At 40.2% G+C, this 21,741-nt stretch carries 23 protein-coding genes, 1 pseudogene and 1 riboswitch; of the genes and pseudogenes, 2 read left to right on the top strand and 22 right to left on the bottom strand.

What is annotated here, in order from left to right; all coding sequences use genetic code 11:
• Window positions 1-8: 8 nt before the first annotated feature.
• The 20 genes and pseudogenes from rpsA to AC1DVB_RS14855 all read right to left on the bottom strand — a co-directional run bounded on the left by rpsA (window position 9) and on the right by AC1DVB_RS14855 (window position 18,041).
• Entirely contained in the window at window positions 9-1,148 is a 1,140-nt protein-coding gene (rpsA, locus tag AC1DVB_RS14950) for a 30S ribosomal protein S1 (protein WP_034308045.1), read from the bottom strand.
• A gap of 215 nt (window positions 1,149-1,363) precedes the next feature.
• A complete protein-coding gene (locus tag AC1DVB_RS14945) occupies window positions 1,364-1,951 on the bottom strand; it encodes a lysophospholipid acyltransferase family protein (RefSeq protein ID WP_170946979.1) in 588 nt (195 codons plus the stop codon).
• Complete coding sequence (gene cmk, locus AC1DVB_RS14940) at window positions 1,948-2,622, bottom strand: (d)CMP kinase (protein WP_187049704.1); 675 nt, start codon at window positions 2,620-2,622, stop codon at window positions 1,948-1,950. The genes AC1DVB_RS14945 and cmk overlap by 4 nt, the downstream gene beginning before the upstream one ends.
• Window positions 2,623-2,817: 195 nt before the next feature.
• Complete coding sequence (locus AC1DVB_RS14935) at window positions 2,818-3,003, bottom strand: YpfB family protein (protein WP_034308049.1); 186 nt, start codon at window positions 3,001-3,003, stop codon at window positions 2,818-2,820.
• Between the two features lie 156 nt (window positions 3,004-3,159).
• Window positions 3,160-3,453, bottom strand: a complete 294-nt coding sequence (locus tag AC1DVB_RS14930) for a PilZ domain-containing protein (RefSeq protein ID WP_477589778.1) — start codon at window positions 3,451-3,453, stop codon at window positions 3,160-3,162.
• A gap of 28 nt (window positions 3,454-3,481) precedes the next feature.
• Window positions 3,482-3,652 (bottom strand): annotated as a pseudogene (locus AC1DVB_RS14925) (flagellar brake domain-containing protein); the annotation flags it as partial.
• Window positions 3,653-3,877: 225 nt separating this feature from the next.
• On the bottom strand, window positions 3,878-5,233 hold the full coding sequence (gene ypeB / locus AC1DVB_RS14920; RefSeq protein ID WP_057276280.1) for a germination protein YpeB: 1,356 nt from the start codon (window positions 5,231-5,233) through the stop codon (window positions 3,878-3,880).
• 14 nt (window positions 5,234-5,247) lie between these two features.
• On the bottom strand, window positions 5,248-6,072 hold the full coding sequence (sleB, locus tag AC1DVB_RS14915; protein ID WP_477589785.1) for a spore cortex-lytic enzyme: 825 nt from the start codon (window positions 6,070-6,072) through the stop codon (window positions 5,248-5,250).
• Window positions 6,073-6,208: 136 nt separating this feature from the next.
• Window positions 6,209-6,895, bottom strand: coding sequence for a glutamic-type intramembrane protease PrsW (gene prsW / locus AC1DVB_RS14910; protein WP_034308057.1), 687 nt, complete (start codon window positions 6,893-6,895; stop codon window positions 6,209-6,211).
• Between the two features lie 97 nt (window positions 6,896-6,992).
• A complete protein-coding gene (locus AC1DVB_RS14905) occupies window positions 6,993-7,958 on the bottom strand; it encodes an asparaginase (protein ID WP_057276278.1) in 966 nt (321 codons plus the stop codon).
• 27 nt (window positions 7,959-7,985) lie between these two features.
• Entirely contained in the window at window positions 7,986-8,963 is a 978-nt protein-coding gene (locus AC1DVB_RS14900; RefSeq protein WP_258249790.1) for a YpdA family putative bacillithiol disulfide reductase, read from the bottom strand.
• Window positions 8,964-9,117: 154 nt separating this feature from the next.
• The gene (locus AC1DVB_RS14895) at window positions 9,118-10,395 is read right to left on the bottom strand and encodes a Glu/Leu/Phe/Val family dehydrogenase (RefSeq protein WP_034308065.1); all 1,278 of its coding nucleotides are present in this window, start codon (window positions 10,393-10,395) and stop codon (window positions 9,118-9,120) included.
• A gap of 268 nt (window positions 10,396-10,663) precedes the next feature.
• Complete coding sequence (locus AC1DVB_RS14890; RefSeq protein WP_034308068.1) at window positions 10,664-11,239, bottom strand: genetic competence negative regulator; 576 nt, start codon at window positions 11,237-11,239, stop codon at window positions 10,664-10,666.
• Window positions 11,240-11,330: 91 nt separating this feature from the next.
• Entirely contained in the window at window positions 11,331-12,224 is an 894-nt protein-coding gene (locus tag AC1DVB_RS14885) for a MerR family transcriptional regulator (RefSeq protein WP_095679757.1), read from the bottom strand.
• A gap of 98 nt (window positions 12,225-12,322) precedes the next feature.
• Window positions 12,323-13,138, bottom strand: coding sequence for a metallophosphoesterase (locus AC1DVB_RS14880; RefSeq protein WP_477589783.1), 816 nt, complete (start codon window positions 13,136-13,138; stop codon window positions 12,323-12,325).
• A 94-nt stretch (window positions 13,139-13,232) separates the two neighbouring features.
• On the bottom strand, window positions 13,233-13,691 hold the full coding sequence (locus AC1DVB_RS14875; protein WP_477589773.1) for a YpbF family protein: 459 nt from the start codon (window positions 13,689-13,691) through the stop codon (window positions 13,233-13,235).
• Between the two features lie 398 nt (window positions 13,692-14,089).
• Window positions 14,090-14,878: a LysM peptidoglycan-binding domain-containing protein gene (locus AC1DVB_RS14870; protein WP_328098095.1), complete on the bottom strand. Its 789-nt coding sequence runs from the start codon at window positions 14,876-14,878 to the stop codon at window positions 14,090-14,092.
• Entirely contained in the window at window positions 14,856-15,482 is a 627-nt protein-coding gene (locus AC1DVB_RS14865) for a CPBP family intramembrane glutamic endopeptidase (protein ID WP_057276274.1), read from the bottom strand. Before AC1DVB_RS14865 ends, AC1DVB_RS14870 begins: the two co-directional genes overlap by 23 nt.
• Window positions 15,472-16,977: a RecQ family ATP-dependent DNA helicase gene (locus AC1DVB_RS14860; protein WP_230136016.1), complete on the bottom strand. Its 1,506-nt coding sequence runs from the start codon at window positions 16,975-16,977 to the stop codon at window positions 15,472-15,474. The genes AC1DVB_RS14865 and AC1DVB_RS14860 overlap by 11 nt, the downstream gene beginning before the upstream one ends.
• Window positions 16,977-18,041 carry a YpbB family protein gene (locus AC1DVB_RS14855; protein ID WP_057276272.1) on the bottom strand — a complete coding sequence of 355 codons (1,065 nt, stop codon included), beginning with the start codon at window positions 18,039-18,041 and terminating at the stop codon, window positions 16,977-16,979. The genes AC1DVB_RS14860 and AC1DVB_RS14855 overlap by 1 nt, the downstream gene beginning before the upstream one ends.
• A gap of 290 nt (window positions 18,042-18,331) precedes the next feature.
• Here AC1DVB_RS14855 and AC1DVB_RS14850 point away from each other — a divergent pair, with 290 nt between their 5' ends.
• Window positions 18,332-18,580, top strand: coding sequence for a ferredoxin (locus AC1DVB_RS14850; RefSeq protein WP_034308087.1), 249 nt, complete (start codon window positions 18,332-18,334; stop codon window positions 18,578-18,580).
• Window positions 18,581-18,704: 124 nt separating this feature from the next.
• Here the strand turns inward: AC1DVB_RS14850 and AC1DVB_RS14845 are convergent, their stop codons facing one another.
• The gene (locus tag AC1DVB_RS14845) at window positions 18,705-19,286 is read right to left on the bottom strand and encodes an ECF transporter S component (protein ID WP_034308089.1); all 582 of its coding nucleotides are present in this window, start codon (window positions 19,284-19,286) and stop codon (window positions 18,705-18,707) included.
• Between the two features lie 164 nt (window positions 19,287-19,450).
• A riboswitch (FMN riboswitch) is annotated at window positions 19,451-19,587 on the bottom strand.
• A gap of 320 nt (window positions 19,588-19,907) precedes the next feature.
• Between AC1DVB_RS14845 and serA the strand changes: the two genes are divergently transcribed.
• On the top strand, window positions 19,908-21,482 hold the full coding sequence (serA, locus tag AC1DVB_RS14840; RefSeq protein WP_057276271.1) for a phosphoglycerate dehydrogenase: 1,575 nt from the start codon (window positions 19,908-19,910) through the stop codon (window positions 21,480-21,482).
• A gap of 63 nt (window positions 21,483-21,545) precedes the next feature.
• Here serA and AC1DVB_RS14835 read toward each other — a convergent pair.
• Window positions 21,546-21,741, bottom strand: a 196-nt coding sequence (locus AC1DVB_RS14835; RefSeq protein WP_477589769.1) for an IS3 family transposase, incomplete at its 5' end; no start/stop codon positions are given.

The raw sequence follows: 21,741 nt of genomic DNA, 5'->3' as shown, positions 1-21,741 counted from the left end.
TTATTATCTTATTTTAGTTTTTTCAATTGATCACCGATCATTTCACCTAACTGAAAACCCTTCGATTCTTCAGGCATCTCATAATCTGATGTGTTGTAATTGGATTGAGGTTCTTCAAGTTCCTTGATGCTCAATGATAAACGCTGATCCGTTTCATTGACTTCGAGCACTTTCACTTCGACAGACTGGCCTTCTTTAAGTACTTCTTGCGGTGTGGCAATATGCTTGTGTGAAATTTGTGATATATGGACAAGCCCTTCTACGCCTGGAAAAATTTCCACGAATGCACCAAAAGAAACAAGGCGTTTGACGATACCTTCCAGTTTAGAGCCTTTGGCAGCTTTTTCTGCAATTCCTGCCCAAGGTCCAGGAAGGGTATCCTTGATGGAAAGTGAAATCCTTTCATTATCACGATCGATGGATAGTACTTTCACCTGCACCTTATCCCCTTCGGACACGACATCGGATGCCTTGTCGACATGCTGATGGGAAAGCTGGGAAATGTGGACAAGGCCGTCTACGCCACCAATATCCACGAACGCACCAAAATCGGTAATCCTTTGGACCACACCCTCAAGCACTTGCCCGCTTTCAATCTTATCCAAGACGTTTGCTTTTTGCTTTTCCTTTTGGTCCTGGACCACTGCCCGATGTGAGAGGATTAAGCGATTTTTGTCTTTCTCAAGTTCAACGATCTTGAATGTTAAAGTTTTGTTTTTGTAATCAGAAAAGTCTTCAACGAAATAGTCTTCTACTAGAGAAGCTGGAACAAAACCACGTACGCCTAGATCTACGACAAGCCCGCCTTTGACGACATCTTTAACTTCAGCCTCAAATACGTCTCCATTTTCAAATTTCAATTCCAGGTCATCCCATGCCTTAAGAGCGTCAATTTTACGTTTTGATAGAATGAGAGCTTCTTCTTCGACTTTAATGACTTCCAGCTCCAATGCATCACCTTCCGAAACGGCATCTGACGCCTTTTCGACATGCAGGCTTGAAAGCTCACTGATAGGTATGATTCCATCAGTCTTGCTGTTTTCCACATCGACAATGACCTGTTTTTCTTCTACCTTTGAAACGGTTGCTTTAACTTGATCCCCAACTTTGTAATTGTTCACTTCTACTTGGTTCATATCTTCTGTCATTACTAACTCCTCCTTAACCCATGACTGATCAGCAAATTTCCTCTTCATCGGCCACATATTTTATTTAAAGTGGTTCAATAAAAACACTTTCCTAATAAAGATAAAAACAGTTTTTTTTAGAGTAATAAAGTTATATTCCTTTTCATCGGCAATAAGGAACAATACCCTTATTTTATAAATTCTAACAAAATCAGAAAATTGTCAAGTATGAAGGACTATTTATGCTCGGAAATCAATTTCCCAATATGCTCCATGATGATCTTGGTGGCTTCATCGGCTGATATTTTCTGTTCACGATATTCGGTAAAATTTATTGGAGGACCGTAAACGACCTTCAGTGGACGTAAAAATTTATATGGGCCGATGATTGCACACGGTATGATAACGGCATCAGACCGCAACGCAAAAAATCCTGCCCCCGCCAAACCTTCTCCCAATTGACCAGTCTTGCTTCTGGTTCCCTCGGGAAACAGACCAATCGCCTTGCCCTCCTTCAAAAGCTTTAAGCCTTTCCTAAGGGATTCCCGATCGCTATTGCCACGTTTCACGGGAAATGCATTTACTCTTGGTAATATACCCTTTAAAACAGGTGCATGAAACAACTCTTCTTTCGCCATGAAATGAATATCCCTTGGAGACGTCATGCCAACTACGGGCGGATCCAAATTATCAATGTGATTGGCACAGATCAATACCCCGCCCTCTTTAGGGATATGTTCCTTTCCGAGTGTTTTAACCCTAAACGAAGGCGTTAAAACGCCTTTTACGATGTTCTTGGCAAATGTGTAAAAATCCAATGTCATCTTTTCCTCTCTTCTATTAAAGACATGATACTTTCTGCAACTTCCTGAATCGATAATGAGGTCGTATCGATTTCGATAGCATCCGCTGCCTTTTTCAATGGCGATATCTCGCGTTCGGAGTCCAGCTTGTCCCTTGTTGCGATTTCTTCCCTTAATTTTTCAATATCTGAAGGAAAACCTTTCAATATATTTTCCTGATGCCTCCGCTGTGCCCTTTCATCCACAGAAGCGATTAGAAATACCTTTACTTCGGCGTTTGGTAACACATGCGTACCGATGTCCCTGCCATCCATGACGACACCGCCATTTTCACCTAAGATTTGCTGCCTGCGAACCAATTCCTCCCGGATGCTCCGGTGCTTGGCCACTTCCGAAACGGAACCAGTCACTTCATTGTTCCTGATTTGGGCTGTCACGTCCTCGTTATCCAAGAAAACCAACTGCCCATTTTCACTTGGTCTTAATTCGATTTCCGTATTGATGAGAACTTCTGATAATGCTTGTTCATCATTAAGGAGAATCTTTTGATTAAGGGCCTTATAGGTAATGGCCCTATACATTGCCCCTGTATCCACATATATGTAATTGAACTTTTCTGCAACAATTTTAGCAACCGTGCTTTTTCCAGCAGCAGCTGGTCCATCGATTGCGACTGATAATTTTTTTTTCATAAATCCTCCCAAGAATCCTACAATCATGCTGATTATTTAGTACCTTTTCATTTTATCACAACTAGCGGGAAAATCATTAATAAAAGGGATGTGTACGTTCAAAATCACCTTTGTTCTTTTTTTGATCCCAACAGCCATCAAACGTTTTCGTTTTACTGAAAATCTTCTTACAAAAAAAAGCGGGTATCACCGCTTTTACTTATGGGGCCCATTGAATGTTTCAATGATTTTCGTATAATTATTGCTGGTGACACCTTCATACCTCGAGAGCTTGGTCAAATCAAAGATTTGATCCTCCCTGCTCAAAAGGAATTGGAAAAAAAATAAGCAGGCCAATTGGATGATGATCACTTTAATTAATAGTCTTTCAAATGTTTTCATATAAGCCGCCGCACCCTCCATCCGTTTATATTAGCAGTATGGATGGAATCGCTGTTTTTCATTCAATCAAGTTAAACATGCAAACCTTTTTTCTTTAAATCCACCCGCTTTTCAAATATAAACCTCATTAATGTCTGTATATCATTTTTTGAAGGTTCACGAAATTGGACGTGCAGCAGCATATTTCCATGCATTTTCCGTTACGCGAATGACTTTGCTATTTAACCTTAAATAATGAAACTCACCTGATTTCAACGTAAGCGCCATCCATAGGTATAATTGCGAAACCGATTGAATTGCAGTGCCTTTTAAAAGCCTTATGGAAGCTCCGCCAGCGCTGATATCCTCCGTTAATGTGCGAAAAGGGGTAGACTCGGAATGTTCTGGATGAATGGCCGTATCCAAGGTTACATCCAGGCGTTCGAATTTGCCTCCACTGGATTTTAACAAACGTTTCTGCTTCGGGCAGCAATAGTTGCATCATGGGTATTCTACCTTTCACTTTTCCAGGCACTTCAGACTCGAATACATAAACGGCCTGCTCTTCATTGGAAAATGTGACATTGAACTGTGTCCCATCCATAAGGCATGCAATTTTTCCAGTCTCTACATCGATGGGAAAGTCCGTATAGAAACAACCCGTTCCCATTTCTACAACCATTCATTTGAACTTTTCCTTCTGTGGTATGTATTTCGGTTCGAGTATTGATATATCACCAATTTTAAACATCGTCGTCCACGTCCTTTTCGATAGGAGGAAACCACATAATACCCCTACGGCCCATATAATCCAATAATCATGAAGTTATTATGTCATAAGAAAAAGGGAAAGTGACTAAGCACATTTCCCTACAACTTATGATCGGCGATTGTTTTAAATTAAATTCTCATATACCGGTTCGGAATTCTTTAATTTTTCCACCTTTTCTTCTTGACCTGTATCTGCATTAATGAAAATACGGTAGGTATCGTCTTTAATCGTACCGAGAAATTCATAACAAAGAACTTCTTCACCAATATCATTGGTGATTAACGCCTTTCCTTCTTCCATTATTTTTACGTTGCTGTTGATTTTGTCCTTTGCTTCTTTCTCGGATATGTTCGGATTCCCTACTTCCCTGGTTTTATGTGATTTTAAATACTCATCAGCTGAAAAACCTATAACGGATCCATCATCCAATGCGATTTTGACCTTGACTGAATCTGGGTAAATCTTGACTCCATTTTCCGATGTTACGAAATTCAATAATGCGATATTATCGTATTGAGCACTTTCAAATAATTCAAGTGAACTGAAATCATGTTCCTTTAAAAAAGCTTCGGCTTTTGTATGGGCTTGATTCAAATCAATATTTGTTTTGTTCACATCTCTATTATTGATATACCAAATAGGGTAACCGCCTTTTTTTGTCAAATCCATATTCAATTCAGTATCTGAATCTTTATCGAGGATGCTCACACTATAAAATCCATAATCGGAACCTTTTCCATTTTCCTCCACATTCACCTTCAAATTTTTGCTTTTTGAGTGTGCATAGTTTTTTGCTGTCGCGATTGCTTCTTCTTTCGTAATGGTTTCACCTTTCAAATTTTTGAAGTTTTCATCCTTCTGTTGTGCAGAAGTAAAAGTCGGGTTCATCTCATTTGTTTCACCGTACCCAGATACTTTTTTCTCTACCGTCTTTAATCCGTCAATGATCGTGTTATCCGAATTTTCTTTCCCTGATGCAAGAGCCATCTCGACATCCATCCATCTTAAATTGTTTTTAAGGACTAGATACTGCACTTTCCTTAACTCGCCCTGGATGTCTCCTGCCTGTGTGTACAAGGATTGCAGTGTCGCATATTCCTTATCATCCAATGGTTCTTTTTCAAGGTCCCGTACCGCTGTTTTATAACTGAAGTCCGCAATTTTAGATAAAAATTCCTCTGTCTTGTTAAAAGGAAGCAAGGTCAATGGCAACTGCCCGACATCACTCTGGGCTTCGGAAGTGATACGCCAAACATCTGTTAACGCCGGACTTAATGAATAACGTGAATTCATGGCCAAAGTACTGCCGACCTTATCGTGCAATAAATCCACTTGATAGCTTAAATCATGAAAGGCACGCTGATACGTATTTTCCGCGTTGATTAATACAGCATTTTTTTCCTTATGTTCTTGATAACCCCAGAATGCAGTTCCCGTAACAACTACAACAAGCAGGGCAATCACTATATTCCTGATCATTTTCCTTCACCTCTTTACTTACAAAAGATATGTTTTCCGATTCTTTTAATTTGTTCCCTTGACCAGATCCATTTACTTGTTGCCGTATCGGGATTAAAGTAATATTCTGCATTACCGCTTGGATCCCACCCATTGATAGCATCCACCACGGCTTCTTTCGCCCTTTCGTTCGGTGTAAGCCAAATCTGTCCATCCGCAACAGCCGTAAACGCCCCAGGTTCAAAAATCACTCCCGAAATGGTATTAGGAAATGCGGCACTTTCCACCCTATTCAGGATTACAGCTGCAACGGCAACCTGACCTGTATATGGCTCCCCTCGCGACTCTCCATAAACGGCATTGGCCATCAGCTGTATATCGTTTTGAGAATAACCCCCTGGAAGATTGGCAGATGTCGTTGGTTTGGAAGGGGCCTTTCCGGTAGCGGTCCCTCCAGTTCCATTTCCTTTCGCTTTTACCTGTTTTTCAATGGGGACCCCCCCAAAATAGGTGAACTCGTTTCCTTTATTGATTTGCTCATGAACCCATGCTTTATTGAAATTAGACGCATTCGCTAACTTCTGTTTTGTTGTAGTCCCTGCTAAACCATCGATTGGCAGCCCGAAATCTTGTTGAAAGTTTCGAAGTGCCCAATAAGTGCCCCATCCATAGGCTCCATCAATCTTTCCGTTATAGTAACCGATGTTTTGCAGGCGTGCCTGCAGTTCAATTACATCATCTCCAACCGCACCTTTTTGAATGATTTGGCTCGAAAAGGCATTTGTTCTTGTTTCCGGGTAAATTCCGAAACATATAGTTATACACGAAAACAGCAAAAGCCATTTCCATTTTGACGAAATTCCTTTCATCAAAAACACTCCTCTTTTTCTTGAATTAATGTAATTCTATTTTCTTCTTTACTGGCTTTTTTATTCCAAACATAAAAAAAACGGAGCGGGCAAAATATGCCAGCACTCCGTTTTTTGATAGTATTCGTCATTTGCTAAGGTAGTGATTCTGTGAAAGTTTTTCTGCGTGAAAGTCGGACAACAAACGTGCTTTCTTTACTTTTTTCATGCCTAACCACCATAGATAAATCATGAATGGCATAATAAAGTACACCCAAAATTTTTGGGAAACCAAAATATAATCGTAAACCCCATGTAACGAAATTGGTATGATCAATGCCAATAATAAATAGACCCTATTATTCGAAGCCGAAAATTTCGCCTTGCCCAAATAATATCCCATGATCACACCGAACAAAGCGTGACTGGATACAGGGAGAACGGCCCTGAGAAAAGCGTGTTCCACCCCGTTGGCCAGCAGGTATAAAATATTCTCCATTGTGGCGAATCCAAGGGAGACTGCAGCTCCGTAAACAATCCCATCATATGGCTCATCGAATGCCACATGCTGATAAATAACGTAAATGAGTATGAACCACTTGAAGAATTCCTCAAGCAGTGCAGCCCATAAAAAAGCATTTGCTAAATCCGTATTCAAGATATGTTCGGTTTCGAGCACATACTGTATGAACATAATCGGCAATACAAGAAAAACACCGAATATAAATGTTTTGACCACAACCGATATCGGTTCGGTCTCATATTGATCTTTCAAATAGAAATAGCTCAGTAGCGCCAATCCTGGCGCAATAGCCGCTGACAACATGACCAGCATTAGCTGACCCTCTTTTCATCTTCGTTTCCTTAATCGTACCATGGAATGAAGAAAAACTGAATCCAAGAATCAACTCTTCCATTTTTTATTTAATCCTTCAGTACTTAAAGAAGGTCTCATCTATAGGGTTTTCGCTTGCCAGCATGACAGCTAACTTGATTCGTGCCTTCTTGCTGTCATAATCAGCGCCTAAAATCACACCGCGTTGTTTTAGATCAAATGCGCTGCCTTCATAATCATAAGCTGGGTACACTTTTCCTTCTTCTGCACTTGTAGTCATGATGATCGTGATTCCTTTATCGATTGCAGCTTGTATGGAGGTTACCATTACAGGGGTGACTTGCCCCCTTCCTACACCCTCGAGCACGATGCCTTTCGCACCGTTTGCAACCGCAGCATCAATAAAGAGGCCGTCAGCTCCTGTATGGCACTTGATGATGTCGACCCTTGGGATGAGATTCTGAATATCAAAACACTCCCTATGTAAAGGTTTTTGATAGATGCTCACGACATCATTATCAATTATCCCTAAATATCCATAGCCAAAAGATTCGAATCCCTGTAAATTGGAAGCATGAACTTTTTTGACATACTTTGCTGAATAGATCCGCTCATTAAAAACGACCACTACCCCAACATCCCTAATAAGATCACTTGCAGCGCATAATATCGAATTCCTTAGATTGGAATATACATCGGTGCCCACTTCTTGAGGAGAACGTTGGGAGCCGGTTAATACGATTGGACGTTGGTCCTTACTCGTGACATCAAGGAAATATGCCGTTTCTTCAAGTGTATCCGTACCGTGTGTCACGACGATTCCCGTAACTTCGGGATCCTCCAATTCCTTTTTAATGGCTAAATTAAGCTGTTGCATTTTCTCAAAGGACATGGACATGCTTGAAATCTGGAAAAGATTAACCACCTTAACCTCGATATCGTTGGGCAATTCGCAAAGTGATGCCAACTCATGGCCAGTCAATGCACCAGAGGCCAGCATACCATTCACAGTTTCTTTACTGGCAATAGTCCCACCAGTCGTTATTAGCGATATTTTTTCCATACGGTCACTGCTCCTCATTTATATCATTCACTTTTCTTTAACGGCCAAATGATAGGCAATCAATCCACCATGAAACCTGCCGTTCTCGATGAAGATTTCGTTCGCATTATTTCCGGCTGCCAGAACTCCTGCAATATAAAGACCTTTAACGTTCGTTTCCATCGTTTCCTCGTTATATGCAGGCCTTCCAGTCTCCTTATCAATAGTTATGCCCATTGCAGCTAAAAAGGAATGGTCAGGATGGTAACCAGTCATTGCAAATACAAAATCATTTTTTATGACTTTTTCCTCATCACCTACATGATAAATCACGCTGTCTTCCGTTATCCTGTCGACATTCGCATTAAATTCCATCTTGATCGTTCCATTGCGGACTAATGATTCGAATTCCGGAAGAATCCAAGGTTTGATACTTGGAGAGTAATCCGATCCTCTATAAAGGACTGATACCCTTGCTCCTGATTTGACCAATTCCAAAGCTGCATCCACACTTGAGTTTTTGCCACCGATGACTGCAACATCACAATTAAAGTAGGGATGGCCCTCCTTGAAGTAATGAAATACTTTAGGGAGCTGTTCGCCCGGTATGCACATATAGTTAGGATGGTCATAGTATCCGGTCGATATGATCACATGCAGAGCTGTATAGTCCCCTTTCGATGTCTTGACTAAAAACTTGCCATCTTCTCTTTTTTCCACTTTTTCCACTTTTTCCACTTTTTCGAATGTATTGACCCGCAATTCTTTCCTTTTGACTACCTCCCTATAATAGGCTAGCGCCTGATTGCGGACCGGTTTACGGTTTTCGATTATAAAAGCGACATCACCAATTTCCAGTTTTTCACTCGAACTGAAAAATGTTTGATGTGTCGGATAACGGTAAATGGAATCAACCACATTTCCTTTTTCAATGATCAGGGACTGTATTCCCACTTCTTTAAGAGCGATCGCAGCAGCCAATCCACACGGGCCCCCACCTATGATAATGACTTCTTCAACATTCATCTTTATTCTCCACTGCCTTTCCATCCACTATGTGATACGTTCGTCTAAAAAATAAAAACTCCTATCAATACATGATAGGAGTTTTTACAATTCATTTCAATGATAAAGCAATGAACATGATGTTAACTATATATTAAAACCGATTTGAATCCTTTTAGATCCAACCACGGAAGCGAGAAGCTTCAGCCATTTTTCTTACGCCGATCATATAAGCCGCTAGGCGCATATCAACGCGTCTTGATTGAGCAAGTTCATAAATGTTATTAAAAGATTTTATAAGGATTTTTTCCAGCTTTTCGTCCACTTCTTCTTCAGACCAGTAATACCCTTGATTATTTTGTACCCATTCGAAGTAAGAAACCGTTACACCGCCAGCAGAAGCAAGCACATCAGGAACAAGAAGGATTCCGCGATCCGTCAGGATTTGTGTCGCTTCAATTGTTGTAGGTCCGTTAGCTGCCTCGACAACGATCGATGCTTTGATATCCGCAGCATTTTCTTCAGTGATTTGGTTTTCGATTGCAGCCGGAACTAAAATATCGCATTCCAATTCAAGCAGTTCTTTATTTGAAATTGTGCTTTTAAACAATTTCGTTACGGTTCCGAAACTATCTCTCCGATCGAGAAGATAATCGATATCCAATCCCTCCGGATCATGGAGTGCACCATATGCATCTGAAATACCAATGACTTTAGCACCTGCGTCATGCATGAACTTAGCTAAGAAACTACCTGCGTTACCAAAACCTTGAATGACGACCCGTGCCCCTTTAATATCGATGCCGCGTTTTTTGGCAGCTTCATTGATACAGATCGTTACACCTTTAGCAGTGGCAGATTCACGGCCATGAGAACCACCAAGCACTAGCGGCTTACCCGTAATGAATCCTGGAGAGTTGAATTCATCCATACGGCTGTATTCGTCCATCATCCAAGCCATGATTTGGGAATTTGTAAATACATCAGGTGCCGGGATATCCTTAGTCGGCCCCACGATTTGGCTAATTGCACGAACGTAGCCCCGGCTCAGTCTTTCAAGCTCACGGAATGACATATTACGAGGATCACAAACGATACCGCCTTTACCCCCGCCGTATGGCAAATCTACGATGCCGCATTTCAAACTCATCCAAATGGATAATGCCTTCACTTCACGTTCCGTTACATTAGGGTGAAAACGGATACCGCCTTTTGTAGGTCCAACAGCATCGTTATGCTGCGCACGGTAACCCGTGAAAATTTTAACCGATCCATCATCCATGCGTACCGGTATCTTCACCGTCAATAAACGCAAAGGTTCCTTCAACAGCTCAAAAACTTCTTCCGGGTAACCCAGCTTATCCAAAGCTTTATGTATTACAGTTTGGGTTGACCTCAGTACGTCGTGTTTTTCTTCTTCATTTACATGGCTATTGCCTTTTGCCGATTCCATTAAAAGTACCTCCTAGAATATCTCATCCATATATAATATTATAATGTACAAATAGTCCTCTTCATGTGCTAGTATACACCTTCGATACATTTATGCAAGAGTAAAAACGGGAAATTAAAAGTTGGAAATATTCTAAAAATGAAAACGTTATCATATCAACTGCTTTCTTACTCTTTTACCGTATATCTTGTTCGGCCGAAAGTTGACATAAAAAAGGCAAACCACATTTTTTACCGTAATGCGGCTGCCTTGTCTTTTTTGTTTTACATCAGCTAAAATGTTTGAGCAAAACATGTATCGCTTCATTTTCGATGATACATGTTCCATATTCATTGATGCGGCTGAGTGTCAATGTAGATGCATGGCCATACTCAGCCGCTAGAGATATGACCGTGTCATATGTCGTGTCTTTAACATTTTCGATAAGTAAATAGTATCTACCCTCAAAATGATAAAGGGTACTTTTAAGCAAACCTTGAAAAGATAATCTATGAGATAATTGGACGATATCTTCAAAGTCATCGAAAACATAAAGAATATGGGGGAAATCATCAATTTTCACCTGTAAATCCAAAAATTCCTCTTCGTCTGCCAATAGTTCCTCTTCTTCCTTTGTCACAATGATTATCAACCCTTGTGCAGGCAAGGAGAAAATTTCGATTGCAATGGAGCCACTCATTTTAAAGCTGAGTTCTTCGCACGCTTCTTCGACCATATCCTGAAATAGCTTGTGGACCTTTAAGGAATTCCCTAAAATATCTTCTTTCGTTATGCCTCTATCAATTAAATCATCAAGGGTCAAAAAAATCTTGATTTTATTATTAGTTAATCGCTCCAGCTTCATAAAAAAATGCCCCCTGGTTACCATCTTCATACATCATATGAAGCCTTGGTCTTAGAGTGCATATCCATTATTTCTCCTAATACGGCCGTCGCTAACCTTTCAGCCACTCCTCCCATTTCGATTGCGTGTCCCCCATTAAGACTCTGCTGAAGGCAGTTCGGTCTTCTTCAGAAATAAGGCTCAAAGCCGCACCGCCAAGACCCACCTTCAAATCCGGAAAATCCTTTATTAACGCTTCAACCAGCTTAAATGTTCCATCAAGATTCTCTTTCAGTGAACATGACATGAATAGGTAAGAGGGCTTAATGATGTTTAGAACGGTGAAAAGGTCCTTATCAGCAATGGATTCTCCTAAATAAATGGTTTCAAACCCTTTCCGCTTCAAAAAAATGGTGAAGATTAATAGTCCAAATTCATGTTTTTCACCGGGAGCGCAAACGGTAAGGGCTTTCGGAAGAAAACCATTAGTCGGAATTGTATGCATAACCGAACTGATCCTGGATTTTATTATGTTCGACGCAAAGTGTTCATGGGCGGAAGTAATTTCTCCCCTTTCCCACTTATCCCCAATCTGAACCATTATTGAACCGAGTACATCCACTATGGTTTGTTCGATTGTATACATACTGAATGCCCGGCTTATCAGCATGTGGGCTTTATTTTCATTGAAATTCATTAGAGCTTCGATTAATTCATCCGATAACTTAATCGCTTGTTCATCCTTACGGTTCGTTTCAGGAACTCCAGGCGCTAGGGTGCCTGTACTTTCGAGAAGTGAAACGGCTTGGCTTATTGTAAAACCTTGCTTTGTTTTAGTAATGAGCCACTTAAGGATTTGCAGATGTTTTTCAGTATACAGCCGGTGCCCCGATTCATTCCTTACAGGTTCGATAAATTTATAGCGCCTTTCCCAAGCCCTAAGGGTTCCCGACTGAATGTCCAGCAGCTTTGAAACTGCCTTTATATTATATTTACCTTCTTGCATGGTTTTACAAGGCCTCCAATAACTGTACGATCATTTGATGAAATTATAGTGGATTTTTCAAGGTCTGTAAAATCCCGGTATACTCGCTTAAAAGTAGCCTAATAGGTTTTTTCCACAGCTTCGCCTATTTCGGTGTCTGTCCCCCTTTTCAGGGTGAAGAGGTGCGTTTCAGGCTTAGCTTCAAGCCTTAAAGGCACTGCGCTTGTCCCATAGCCATTACTCGTCATATATATACAGTCCCCCTCTTTTTTAACGCTTCCGATCTGATAGGGCCCGAATCCGAATATGCGAATCTGCCCGCCATGGGTGTGACCTGACAGGACAAGACTAATATGGTGTTCCGGATTCAACTGTTTCTTGACCAATGGATTATGGCTCACCAAAATCCGGAAATCTTCATTCCCGCAATCCGACAGGGCAAGGTCAAGCCTATCACGTTCTTCCGATATATCATCAATGCCCAGAAGAGCGATTTTGCTTCCATTCTGAGACTCAAAAGAAACAGCTGTATTATCAAGGATCTTCACCCCATGTTTCAAAAGAGTCGCATCCAATTCATGGAAGTCTCCTTCATAATCATTATTACCCCAAACAAAATAAAGGGGACCAAGTTCTTTTAACTTCAATATATTTTTTTCCACACGTTCTAAGGGAACCCCGCTTTCCCTAATGTCACCGCCGATTATCACCAAATCTGCCTTGTCACGTGTTTCCTCAATCAATTTATCCGCAACGATACGCCGATGAAGATYGGATATAAAAAAAATTCGCACATCGCCAAAGCCTTCAGGAAAGTCTTTGAAATATAGGTCTTGAGAAATCACCCTATCTTGCATAGCCGTACGCCACATGTAAAAGATCATGGCAAATGACAGCAGGATGATGATTAAAAATAATCCAGATAACCATAACATCATCGTTAAACCTTCTTTCCATCCTTATCCAAACGTACTTTCATATAACCATAAAACGGTATTACCCGCAATTAAATATGATTTAACGCGATCATCATTTATTTTCATGATATAGGTTAATATCATAATTCTTCTTCATCATTTCAAAAACCTTATGGCGATTTTTCCATTCTTCCTCTTTTTCCCACAATTGCTTACTTTTATTAATGATTTCACAGCGTAGCAGTTGAAACTMCTTTTCAGCTTTATCTAGCTTTTTTTTAATTAAAACCATATATCCATATAGACCAATCGCTGCCGCCAAAAAAAGGAAATGGCTAAAATGGTCGACGAAAACACTAAACATACTGAAAAAGGAATAAGAATAAGGTACAACGATATAAAAATAAAGATAAATCATAAAAAGGACAGCAACAATCATGGTTGCCCATAAGCTTTGAAGGTGCTTCTTTTTAAGTGCCTCGAATTTTTTCTTCCGATCCACGACATTTTGCAGCATTTGTTTTGTTGCTTGATCCGTTTTCTCATCCAGTAAAATGATTGTCGATTCCATCGCATTTCCTCCTCTGCTCTTTCAAATCATGATATGAAAGAGTAGAGGAAAAAATGATAATGTACCTGTCACGATGGCCTTCATACTTAACCAAGTTGAACAATATTAAAAATACCCTGCCTATAAAGACAGGGTCAGATTGGAGACAAACTCGTTTTAGGTTTTTAAAATTTGAATGTTGATTTTCACTACAGGCACTCGCTTTCCGAGGCGGCCCGCCCTCGGCGCCATTGCGCCTGCGGGGTTCTCCCTTGGACACGCTTTCCCCGCAGGAGTCTCGAACACCCGCTCCAATCAACTTTGTTTTAACATTAAGGTAGAACTCCTTTTGCCTAAAGTCTTTTTTGTTTTGAAATAGAAGGATTTAAAAACTTAATTTTTTTCTTAAGGTGACATCATTATTTCTTGATCGGAATTTTCAAAACCTGACCCCTGGAAATTTCATTGCCATTCAGCCCATTCCACTCCCTGATCAGAGCAATCCCTTCCTGTGATTTGTAGTAATTCATTGAAATGCGAAATAATGTTTCTTCACCTTGAACAGTATGTAAAACAACTTTGTATTCCTCTTTATCCGATTTAGCGGCTTGTACATTTTTCTTTTCTGCTGCTGCTTTCTTTGCCTTTTCCTCAGCTTCTTGCTGCACTTTGGCCTTTTCCTCTGCTTCTTGCTGCGCTTTGGCTTTAGCCTCAGCTTCTTGCTGTGCCTTGGCTTTAGCCTCAGCTTCTCGCTGCACTTTAGCCTTTTCTTCAGCTTCTTGCTGTGCCTTGGCTTTTTCCTTAGCTTCCTGCTGCGCTTTGGCTTTAGCCTCAGCCTCAGCTTCTTCTTTTTCTTTCTCCGCTTCAGCCTTTTCCGACTCTTTTTCCTTTAAGTCCTCTGCCGTTGCTGTAGTTGGAATCGATTCTTTATCTTCCTCTTTTAAGACGACTTGGTCACTTTTAGTAACAGGTAAAGGCCTATCCTGAAAATATGTATAAAGGCTGTAAAATCCAATTGGAAGCAAAATGAAAAATAACGCTAATAATTGTATCATTGGAAGTTTAATCTTCACTTTACTTTTTTTCTTTTTATTCTGGTGGACTTTGCTCCGTTTGGGCAATGATGACTTAGCCTTCTGGCGTTCAATTCGCGAACGAAGTTCACCAGCCTGATCATTTTCTTTTTCATTCTTTTGCACCCGGCTCATTCAAGTCACCCCCTTTCTTGCTAAACCCTCTTTGCTTTTTGTTCCTGATTAAAATACCAAGGATAAAGTCAATCAAAAAGTGGGCCGTTATCGTCACGATGATATTATTAGTCATTTCAAATAGAAACCCGATAAAGAAGCTCAAAACCAATACATTTAAAAATAAAAACCAATTAAAAAGGTAACGATAATGAACAGCTGCAAAAATGAGGCTCGTAAGTAGCAACCCAAAATGTGTTTGCAACACTCCTCGGAATAATACTTCTTCACTTACCGCTACAACCAAAGCTACGACAAATATCATCGGGTATGACAAATTACTGAAAATGCGTTCATTAATGCCGCCATCATCCTGATAGGAAGATGGTGTCACTTTCATAAGCAATATGTCAATTAACACGACAATGACTCCCGCAGGAACACCAATCAGCAAAATGTTCAGGTCATCAAAGATAAATAAGTCGAAAAAAGCAGAACGGTCTTTAAATAAAATAATACCTAAAAAAGTGGCTAACGTTAAGAGAATAATTTGTGTAAGAAACAAATTATATAGCAACTGTTTATCTGTAAGTTGTTTAATTAATTCAGCTTGCTTATTTTTCATTGCCATTTTCCTTCTTTAGTAAGATATAAGCCAATTCCTTTTTCCAAGTGGAAAAGGAATTGGCCGGATCCACCTTTACTTCCGGCCAAACATCAGCCATTTTTTCGGCATCCATCCCACAGATATCACAGCAGATGGGGTTCGCTTCCCGATGCTTTTCTCCAAAATAGTCCAGTATCCCTGAACGGCGACATTCCTGTGCATATATCCAGTGAAGGAATTTATGCAGCTTTTCTTGATTCCTGATTTTCCTCTTCTTACAATACTCTTTCATCTCTGCCACTTGATCCTGGTTATTGCCCATAATAAACTGGGTAAAAAAACGGAGCTGGATTTCGTTTAACGAAAAGGATTGCGACAGCTGCTCTTTTTCTGAGGGGGTCAAATTCGCCAGATTCTTTTGTGATTCATTAAGGTAAGAACATACACCATCGATTTGCGAATCCGTAGGCAACTGTTGCTCCATCAAATGAAGGGGAAGCCCTTCATCCCCTTCGCTATATAATAAGACAGCCACACTTTGTTTCCGGTCTCGCCCCGCCCTGCCAATCTCCTGAAGATATGCTTCCATCGTGGACGGGATATGATAATGGATAACATATCTGACATCCGATTTATTCACACCCATTCCAAAGGCACTTGTTGCGCATATGATTTTCAACTGGCCGGAAATGAATTGCTGCTGAATGAGCATCCTTTGTTCCTGCTCCATTCCACCGTGATAATAATTGACACTATCGATCCCGTTATCCTGTAAAAACCCAGCGACTGATTCCGCCACTTTTTTAGAGGAAAAATATATAATTCCGCTTCCGGTAAATTTCCTGACAAGCTCCAGCACACGGCCTAGCTTCTCATCGTAGCTGAACATTCGCTCGATAATAATGGCAATATTTTCACGATCAACCGATGAAACCATTTCCTCGGCCTGCCCAATGTTAAGTTTAACAACGATGTCCCTCCGGACCTCATCGGTTGCAGTTGCCGTCAGGGCAAGCGTCAACGGATTATTCAGCTCACGCCTCACTTCTCCTAAATTCAAATAATCCGGACGGAAATCGTACCCCCATTGTGAAATGCAGTGTGCTTCGTCTATGACGAACAAACCTATTTCTATGGATTTCAAGGATTTTATCACACCATCGATGCTCAGCATTTCAGGAGATAAAAAGATAAATCGATAACTATGTAACCGATCGAAGGCTTTCCTTTTTTGATTAAGCGTCAAAAAAGAGTTGAGGGTCAATACACTTTTTTCGCCGCTCATCTTCAGCTGATCCGCTTGATCCTGCATTAAAGATAATAACGGGGAGACAATTATGACAGTCTTATTCACCAGATAAGCCGGCAGCTGATAACATAATGATTTACCTGACCCGGTTGGGAGCATCGCTAATGTATGACGGCCGGACATCAATGATTCAACCACTTCCTTTTGTCCAGGACGGAATTCATCAAAACCGAATTTTTCTTTGAGGACTCGTTCTATGTTCATCATCTCTCACCTATTTTCGCAAGTACAAGTCTTATTTGGAAAAAGCTTATTTGTTTATTATCGACCATCTGCTTGATAGCTTTAAGCTTTTTTGTACCAAGTTCCTTAATCGCTTCAGCGATTTCCCTCTCATCCTCGATTGTCACATAATCGGAAATCGGAAAATCCTTTTCCGATAAAACAATTTCTACGAGGTGATCTTCGATGGTGTTGACTTTCAATCTGCGGATTTCAGCTATTTCACCGAGGTTTTTCCCTTCCTGGATGTATCGTAAAGTAGTCTTTGTAGATTGTGTCAAATGAGGATTACCACTTCTTTTCCAATCATTGGTTAATGAGGATAAGAGAGGGTAATCACCACCCGTTTCCATTTCTGCAAGCATTTGATGCAATGAGTCAAGGAATGTATAGCGAACATACTCTTCTTCCGTATTTTTCCTTTTGGCAATCTGTTCAAACGTTAGACCAATCCTGTTTATCCCGGTCAATTTCAATATGAAAATGTCTCGTTTCATATCACTTTGATTTTCTAAAAGGGATACCAGTTCATCATATAAATGTTGGGCAATCAACGCTCGATCCTGACGATTGGCATGTAAAAATTCCTTTACGAAGAATTGAATTTTGGGATTTCGTTGTATCGGATAAAAACGTCTTTCATTGTGGACAATATGGGATATGGTTTGAATGAGTAAATTTAACCTTCCCCAGAAAACAGGGGTGATATTGTGATACTTCCAACCATTTAAATACTCCGGAAAAGGATTATTTTTAAAGTAATCGTCCAACATTCGTTCACCTTGCAAATTAATTTCATATGCATCCTGTTTATCCGTTAAATTAATTAAGTCATGCTTAAGTGAATGTTCAATGTTTTGATTTAATTGCTGACGGGTAAATCGAGGTATTGTCCCAAAAATATCCGTTAACCCGAATAAATGGGCATCTTGGATGGTTTGTGACGATTTCTTACCCTGCAGCATATGGTATATAGCATAAATGGAGCGCTCACCTTGAAATTTTTTTATCGCATATAGAATGATGGCCTGTAGATAATTATTCATGGGACTCACATCCTTGTTTCATTTAACCAATAAACCCATTGTAACAAAAATCTGCAAAAACCGCCGTTATTATTGATGAATACAACGGAAATTATGTGACTAAATGACGAAACATGGAAAGGACCAAGTTAATTTTTTCGATGTTTTTCGTTGACATTCAGCTACATGATAGTTATTATCAATACAATTTCTATTGAAAAGTTTGGCATTCGGTCTTACAATAGGAAAGAGATAATAATCTGAAATAAAAAGATTATCAGTTGTTAATCAACTTAGGAGGGGTTATATTCATGGCTAAATTTACTATTGTGGATAAAGAAACATGCATAGCTTGTGGAGCTTGCGGAGCAGCTGCACCAGATATATATGATTATGATGACGAAGGGATTGCATTTGTTACCCTTGACGATAACGAGGGTATCGTTGAAATTCCAGATGTACTTATAGACGACATGATGGATGCATTTGAAGGATGCCCAACGGATTCCATCAAAGTTGCTGACGAGGCATTTGACGGAGATGCACTAAAATTCGAATAAAGGTACAAGCCATTTTCAATCGAGAATGGCTTTTTCTTTTGGCCAATGCACAAAAAAAACAGGCATAAAAAAAACAACCGGATATGGATATCCGGTTGTTTTTTCATATCTATCGTCAATGCCATTAAGCATTTTTATATAATGTTTGCTTATTGATCCATGTCTGTAATTTAATGAACAGCAACATGAATACAGATGTGATGAGCACGCCTTTAATCACGTTGAAAGGCAAGATTGCCGTCGTAACGAACTTTCTTGACTCGGGCGCCGACATGGCATCCCATCCCATAAAGAAGGTATAAGCCGGTAAAAAGACAAAATAGTTTAATACGCTCATGAATACTGCCATGGAAACTGTTCCCGCAAGTAAGGCGAACGTCATTCCTTTTTTTGAATTGATTTTCTGAAATACATAATAAGTCGGCAAGACAAACAGTATTCCGGCTATAAAGTTAGCGATATGCCCCACAGGCACAGCAGTCAAGGTCCCTGTCATGACTAAATCCAATAGGTTTTTAATGAACTCGACTAGAATTCCAGCCATCGGACCGAAAATCAATGCCGCCATCAGTGCTGGTATGTCGCTAAAATCAACATTGAGAAAAGGCGGGAATCCTGGAAACGGGAAATTTAAAAGCATCAATAAATACGAAATGCTTCCCATCATGGCAAGTGAGACCATTTTTTTCACTTTGTTCTTTTTCATAGTTCTCTCTCCTTCTTTTCCGATCTACCTGAAAAAGAGGTTAGGATTCCAAAATATGTTGATGTTCAATAAAAACCCTTTAATTCCAATGGAATTAAAGGGATAAATTAAAGGTTACATCAAACAAACGTTCAGCAAATAACTGTTGAAACGCACTAAGGAACCTCCATCTTCTCCCATCCAGACTATACTGTCGGCTTTGGAATCACACCAAATCCTGCCTTGTAAGGCTCGCGGGCTTAGAAGTAGAAATTCCTTCATCACCGCCGGTGGGGAATTGCGCCCCGCCCCGAAGATAGACCTATAAAATTTTTTATACTTCCCATTATATCTGAAATGCCTTTTTTTTGATAGCATTTTTTCTCATTTGATGCATGTAGGATGAATATCGATTGTCGCAGTGAACGGCTAAAACAAACAGCGGATTTACAATATAGGCAATTCGAAAATTTTTCGCAAAAGGATCGAAGCTATTTATATCGCCACCTTAAACGGATGTTCAGTTGAAAATCATTTGTTTAAGCGCTTTCATTCAGATATGCCAAATTGACATTATCAGCATTTCAATTGTAAAATTAACTGAAATTTAAGATAACTTTTTCCTTAGGAAGGTGTTTAGATGTGTATCGGATTTTAGTAGCAGACGCCATTAAACCAGAAGGACTCGGACCGCTTTCAGAGGCATCCAATATTCAGCTCATTCAGAAGACCGTAGAGGAAGCTTCAAACGAACTTGATCAGATCGATGCAATTCTTGTGAGAAGTGCAACAAAGGTTTCGGAAGATTTAATGAACCGTATGCCGCAGTTGAAAATTATAGCACGCGCTGGTGTCGGTGTTGATAACATAGACATCCCCGCAGCGACAAAACGCGGGATTGTCGTGGTTAATGCACCTGATGGCAACACCATTTCAACAGCTGAACATACATTCGCGATGATGGCTTCATTAATGCGCCACATTCCGCAAGCTTATGCTTCATTGAAAAATGGAGAGTGGAAACGTTCCTCCTATACGGGAACTGAACTTCGTGGAAAAACATTAGGCATAGTTGGCTTTGGACGCATCGGAGGGGAAATTGCCAAACGTGCTAAAGTGTTTGGCATGGATGTCATTGTCTATGACCCCTTCCTGACTGTAGATCGTGCAAAGAAAATGTCCGTAACGGCCCTGCCATTGGATGAATTGCTTCCTAAAGCAGACATCATTACTGTTCATACACCACTAACGAATGAAACTAGAGGATTAATTAATAAAGAAAAACTGCTTACCTGTAAAAAAGGGGTTTATGTACTGAACTGCGCCCGTGGTGGAATTCTAGACGAAGATGATTTATATGAAATGTTAGTTCAAGGGCATGTTGCAGGGGCGGCACTGGACGTTTTCGTCGAAGAACCTCCACTTGGCCATAAACTGCTGGAACTGGACAGCGTCATTGCTACACCTCATCTAGGCGCTTCCACGAAAGAAGCCCAATTGAATGTCGCCGTACAGGTTGCCCAAGAAGTTTTGACCTATTTCGAAGGAAATCCAGTCTCAAGTTCAATTAACCTTCCAGCCATATCTAAAGAAGTGTTTGAAAAGGTACAGCCATTCCATCAACTTGTTCAGCAAATGGGATCGATTGCTTCCCAGTGCATGAATGAAGGAATTCAGGAAATCTCCGTTACATATGCAGGAGAATCTTTGGATTTCGATACCGCGATTCTTACAAAAAGTTTAATCTCCGGCTTTTTAAGATCAAGAGTCGATGCATCAGTCAATGAAGTGAATGCCTTGTTGATCGCAAAAGAGCGTGGCATAACCATTGGTGAAAAAATCTCTACGGACTCTTTAGGTTACTCGAATTTGATCAGCCTTAAAGTAAAAGGTGACAACCGAGAATTAACAATAAGTGGGACCTATATCGAAAATTACGGTTCTCGAATTGTAAGTTTGAATGGTTTCAAAATCGACTTTCACCCAGAATCGAATTTACTTTATATCCAGCATACCGATAAACCCGGTGTAATCGGTAACGTAGGTAAGGTCCTGGGTGATCACGGAGTGAATATCGCCACCATGCAGGTTGGCCGAAAAGAAGCTGGCGGTGAAGCCATCATGGTTTTGAGCTTCGATTTACCATTAGAAGACAACATGAAACAGTTTTTAATGGAAACAGAAGAAATTACGTTCTTGGCCCGTATTTCATTATAAGAAGAAAAAAGTGCCCGCAGCGCACATAACCCTGTCAAGTAGACAATAAAAAAAGAGTATTTTTTAAGCTGCGGCCTTTTCTCGATATTCAATTGGGGAAAGGCCGTTGAATTTCTCTTGAAAGCGAGCCGTATTGTAAAACTCTATATACTCTTGAATAGCTAGATAAGCTTGCTCTGCTGTTTTTGGACATGTTAAATATAACTTTTCTGTTTTTAAATGTGAGAAGAAGCTTTCTATACACGTGTTGTCGTGACAA

Source organism: Peribacillus sp. P4_D6, from assembly GCF_056401795.1.
This window is presented reverse-complemented; position numbering and strand designations above follow the sequence as displayed.

Excerpts from the sequence above, each read along its gene's own strand:
- AC1DVB_RS14900 (WP_258249790.1), bottom strand. The coding sequence starts at position 8,963 with ATGAATGTTGAAGAAGTCATTATCATAGGTGGGGGCCCGTGTGGATTG.
- AC1DVB_RS14865 (WP_057276274.1), bottom strand. The coding sequence starts at position 15,482 with ATGAAAAATAAGCAAGCTGAATTAATTAAACAACTTACAGATAAACAG.
- AC1DVB_RS14845 (WP_034308089.1), bottom strand. The coding sequence starts at position 19,286 with ATGAAAAAGAACAAAGTGAAAAAAATGGTCTCACTTGCCATGATGGGA.
- AC1DVB_RS14945 (WP_170946979.1), bottom strand. The coding sequence starts at position 1,951 with ATGACATTGGATTTTTACACATTTGCCAAGAACATCGTAAAAGGCGTT.
- AC1DVB_RS14885 (WP_095679757.1), bottom strand. The coding sequence starts at position 12,224 with ATGCAAGAAGGTAAATATAATATAAAGGCAGTTTCAAAGCTGCTGGAC.
- AC1DVB_RS14905 (WP_057276278.1), bottom strand. The coding sequence starts at position 7,958 with ATGGAAAAAATATCGCTAATAACGACTGGTGGGACTATTGCCAGTAAA.
- AC1DVB_RS14895 (WP_034308065.1), bottom strand. The coding sequence starts at position 10,395 with ATGGAATCGGCAAAAGGCAATAGCCATGTAAATGAAGAAGAAAAACAC.
- AC1DVB_RS14870 (WP_328098095.1), bottom strand. The coding sequence starts at position 14,878 with ATGAGCCGGGTGCAAAAGAATGAAAAAGAAAATGATCAGGCTGGTGAA.
- ypeB (WP_057276280.1), bottom strand. The coding sequence starts at position 5,233 with ATGATCAGGAATATAGTGATTGCCCTGCTTGTTGTAGTTGTTACGGGA.
- AC1DVB_RS14850 (WP_034308087.1), top strand. The coding sequence starts at position 18,332 with ATGGCTAAATTTACTATTGTGGATAAAGAAACATGCATAGCTTGTGGA.
- AC1DVB_RS14855 (WP_057276272.1), bottom strand. The coding sequence starts at position 18,041 with ATGAATAATTATCTACAGGCCATCATTCTATATGCGATAAAAAAATTT.
- AC1DVB_RS14890 (WP_034308068.1), bottom strand. The coding sequence starts at position 11,239 with ATGAAGCTGGAGCGATTAACTAATAATAAAATCAAGATTTTTTTGACC.
- cmk (WP_187049704.1), bottom strand. The coding sequence starts at position 2,622 with ATGAAAAAAAAATTATCAGTCGCAATCGATGGACCAGCTGCTGCTGGA.
- AC1DVB_RS14860 (WP_230136016.1), bottom strand. The coding sequence starts at position 16,977 with ATGAACATAGAACGAGTCCTCAAAGAAAAATTCGGTTTTGATGAATTC.
- rpsA (WP_034308045.1), bottom strand. The coding sequence starts at position 1,148 with ATGACAGAAGATATGAACCAAGTAGAAGTGAACAATTACAAAGTTGGG.
- prsW (WP_034308057.1), bottom strand. The coding sequence starts at position 6,895 with ATGCTGGTCATGTTGTCAGCGGCTATTGCGCCAGGATTGGCGCTACTG.
- AC1DVB_RS14935 (WP_034308049.1), bottom strand. The coding sequence starts at position 3,003 with ATGAAAACATTTGAAAGACTATTAATTAAAGTGATCATCATCCAATTG.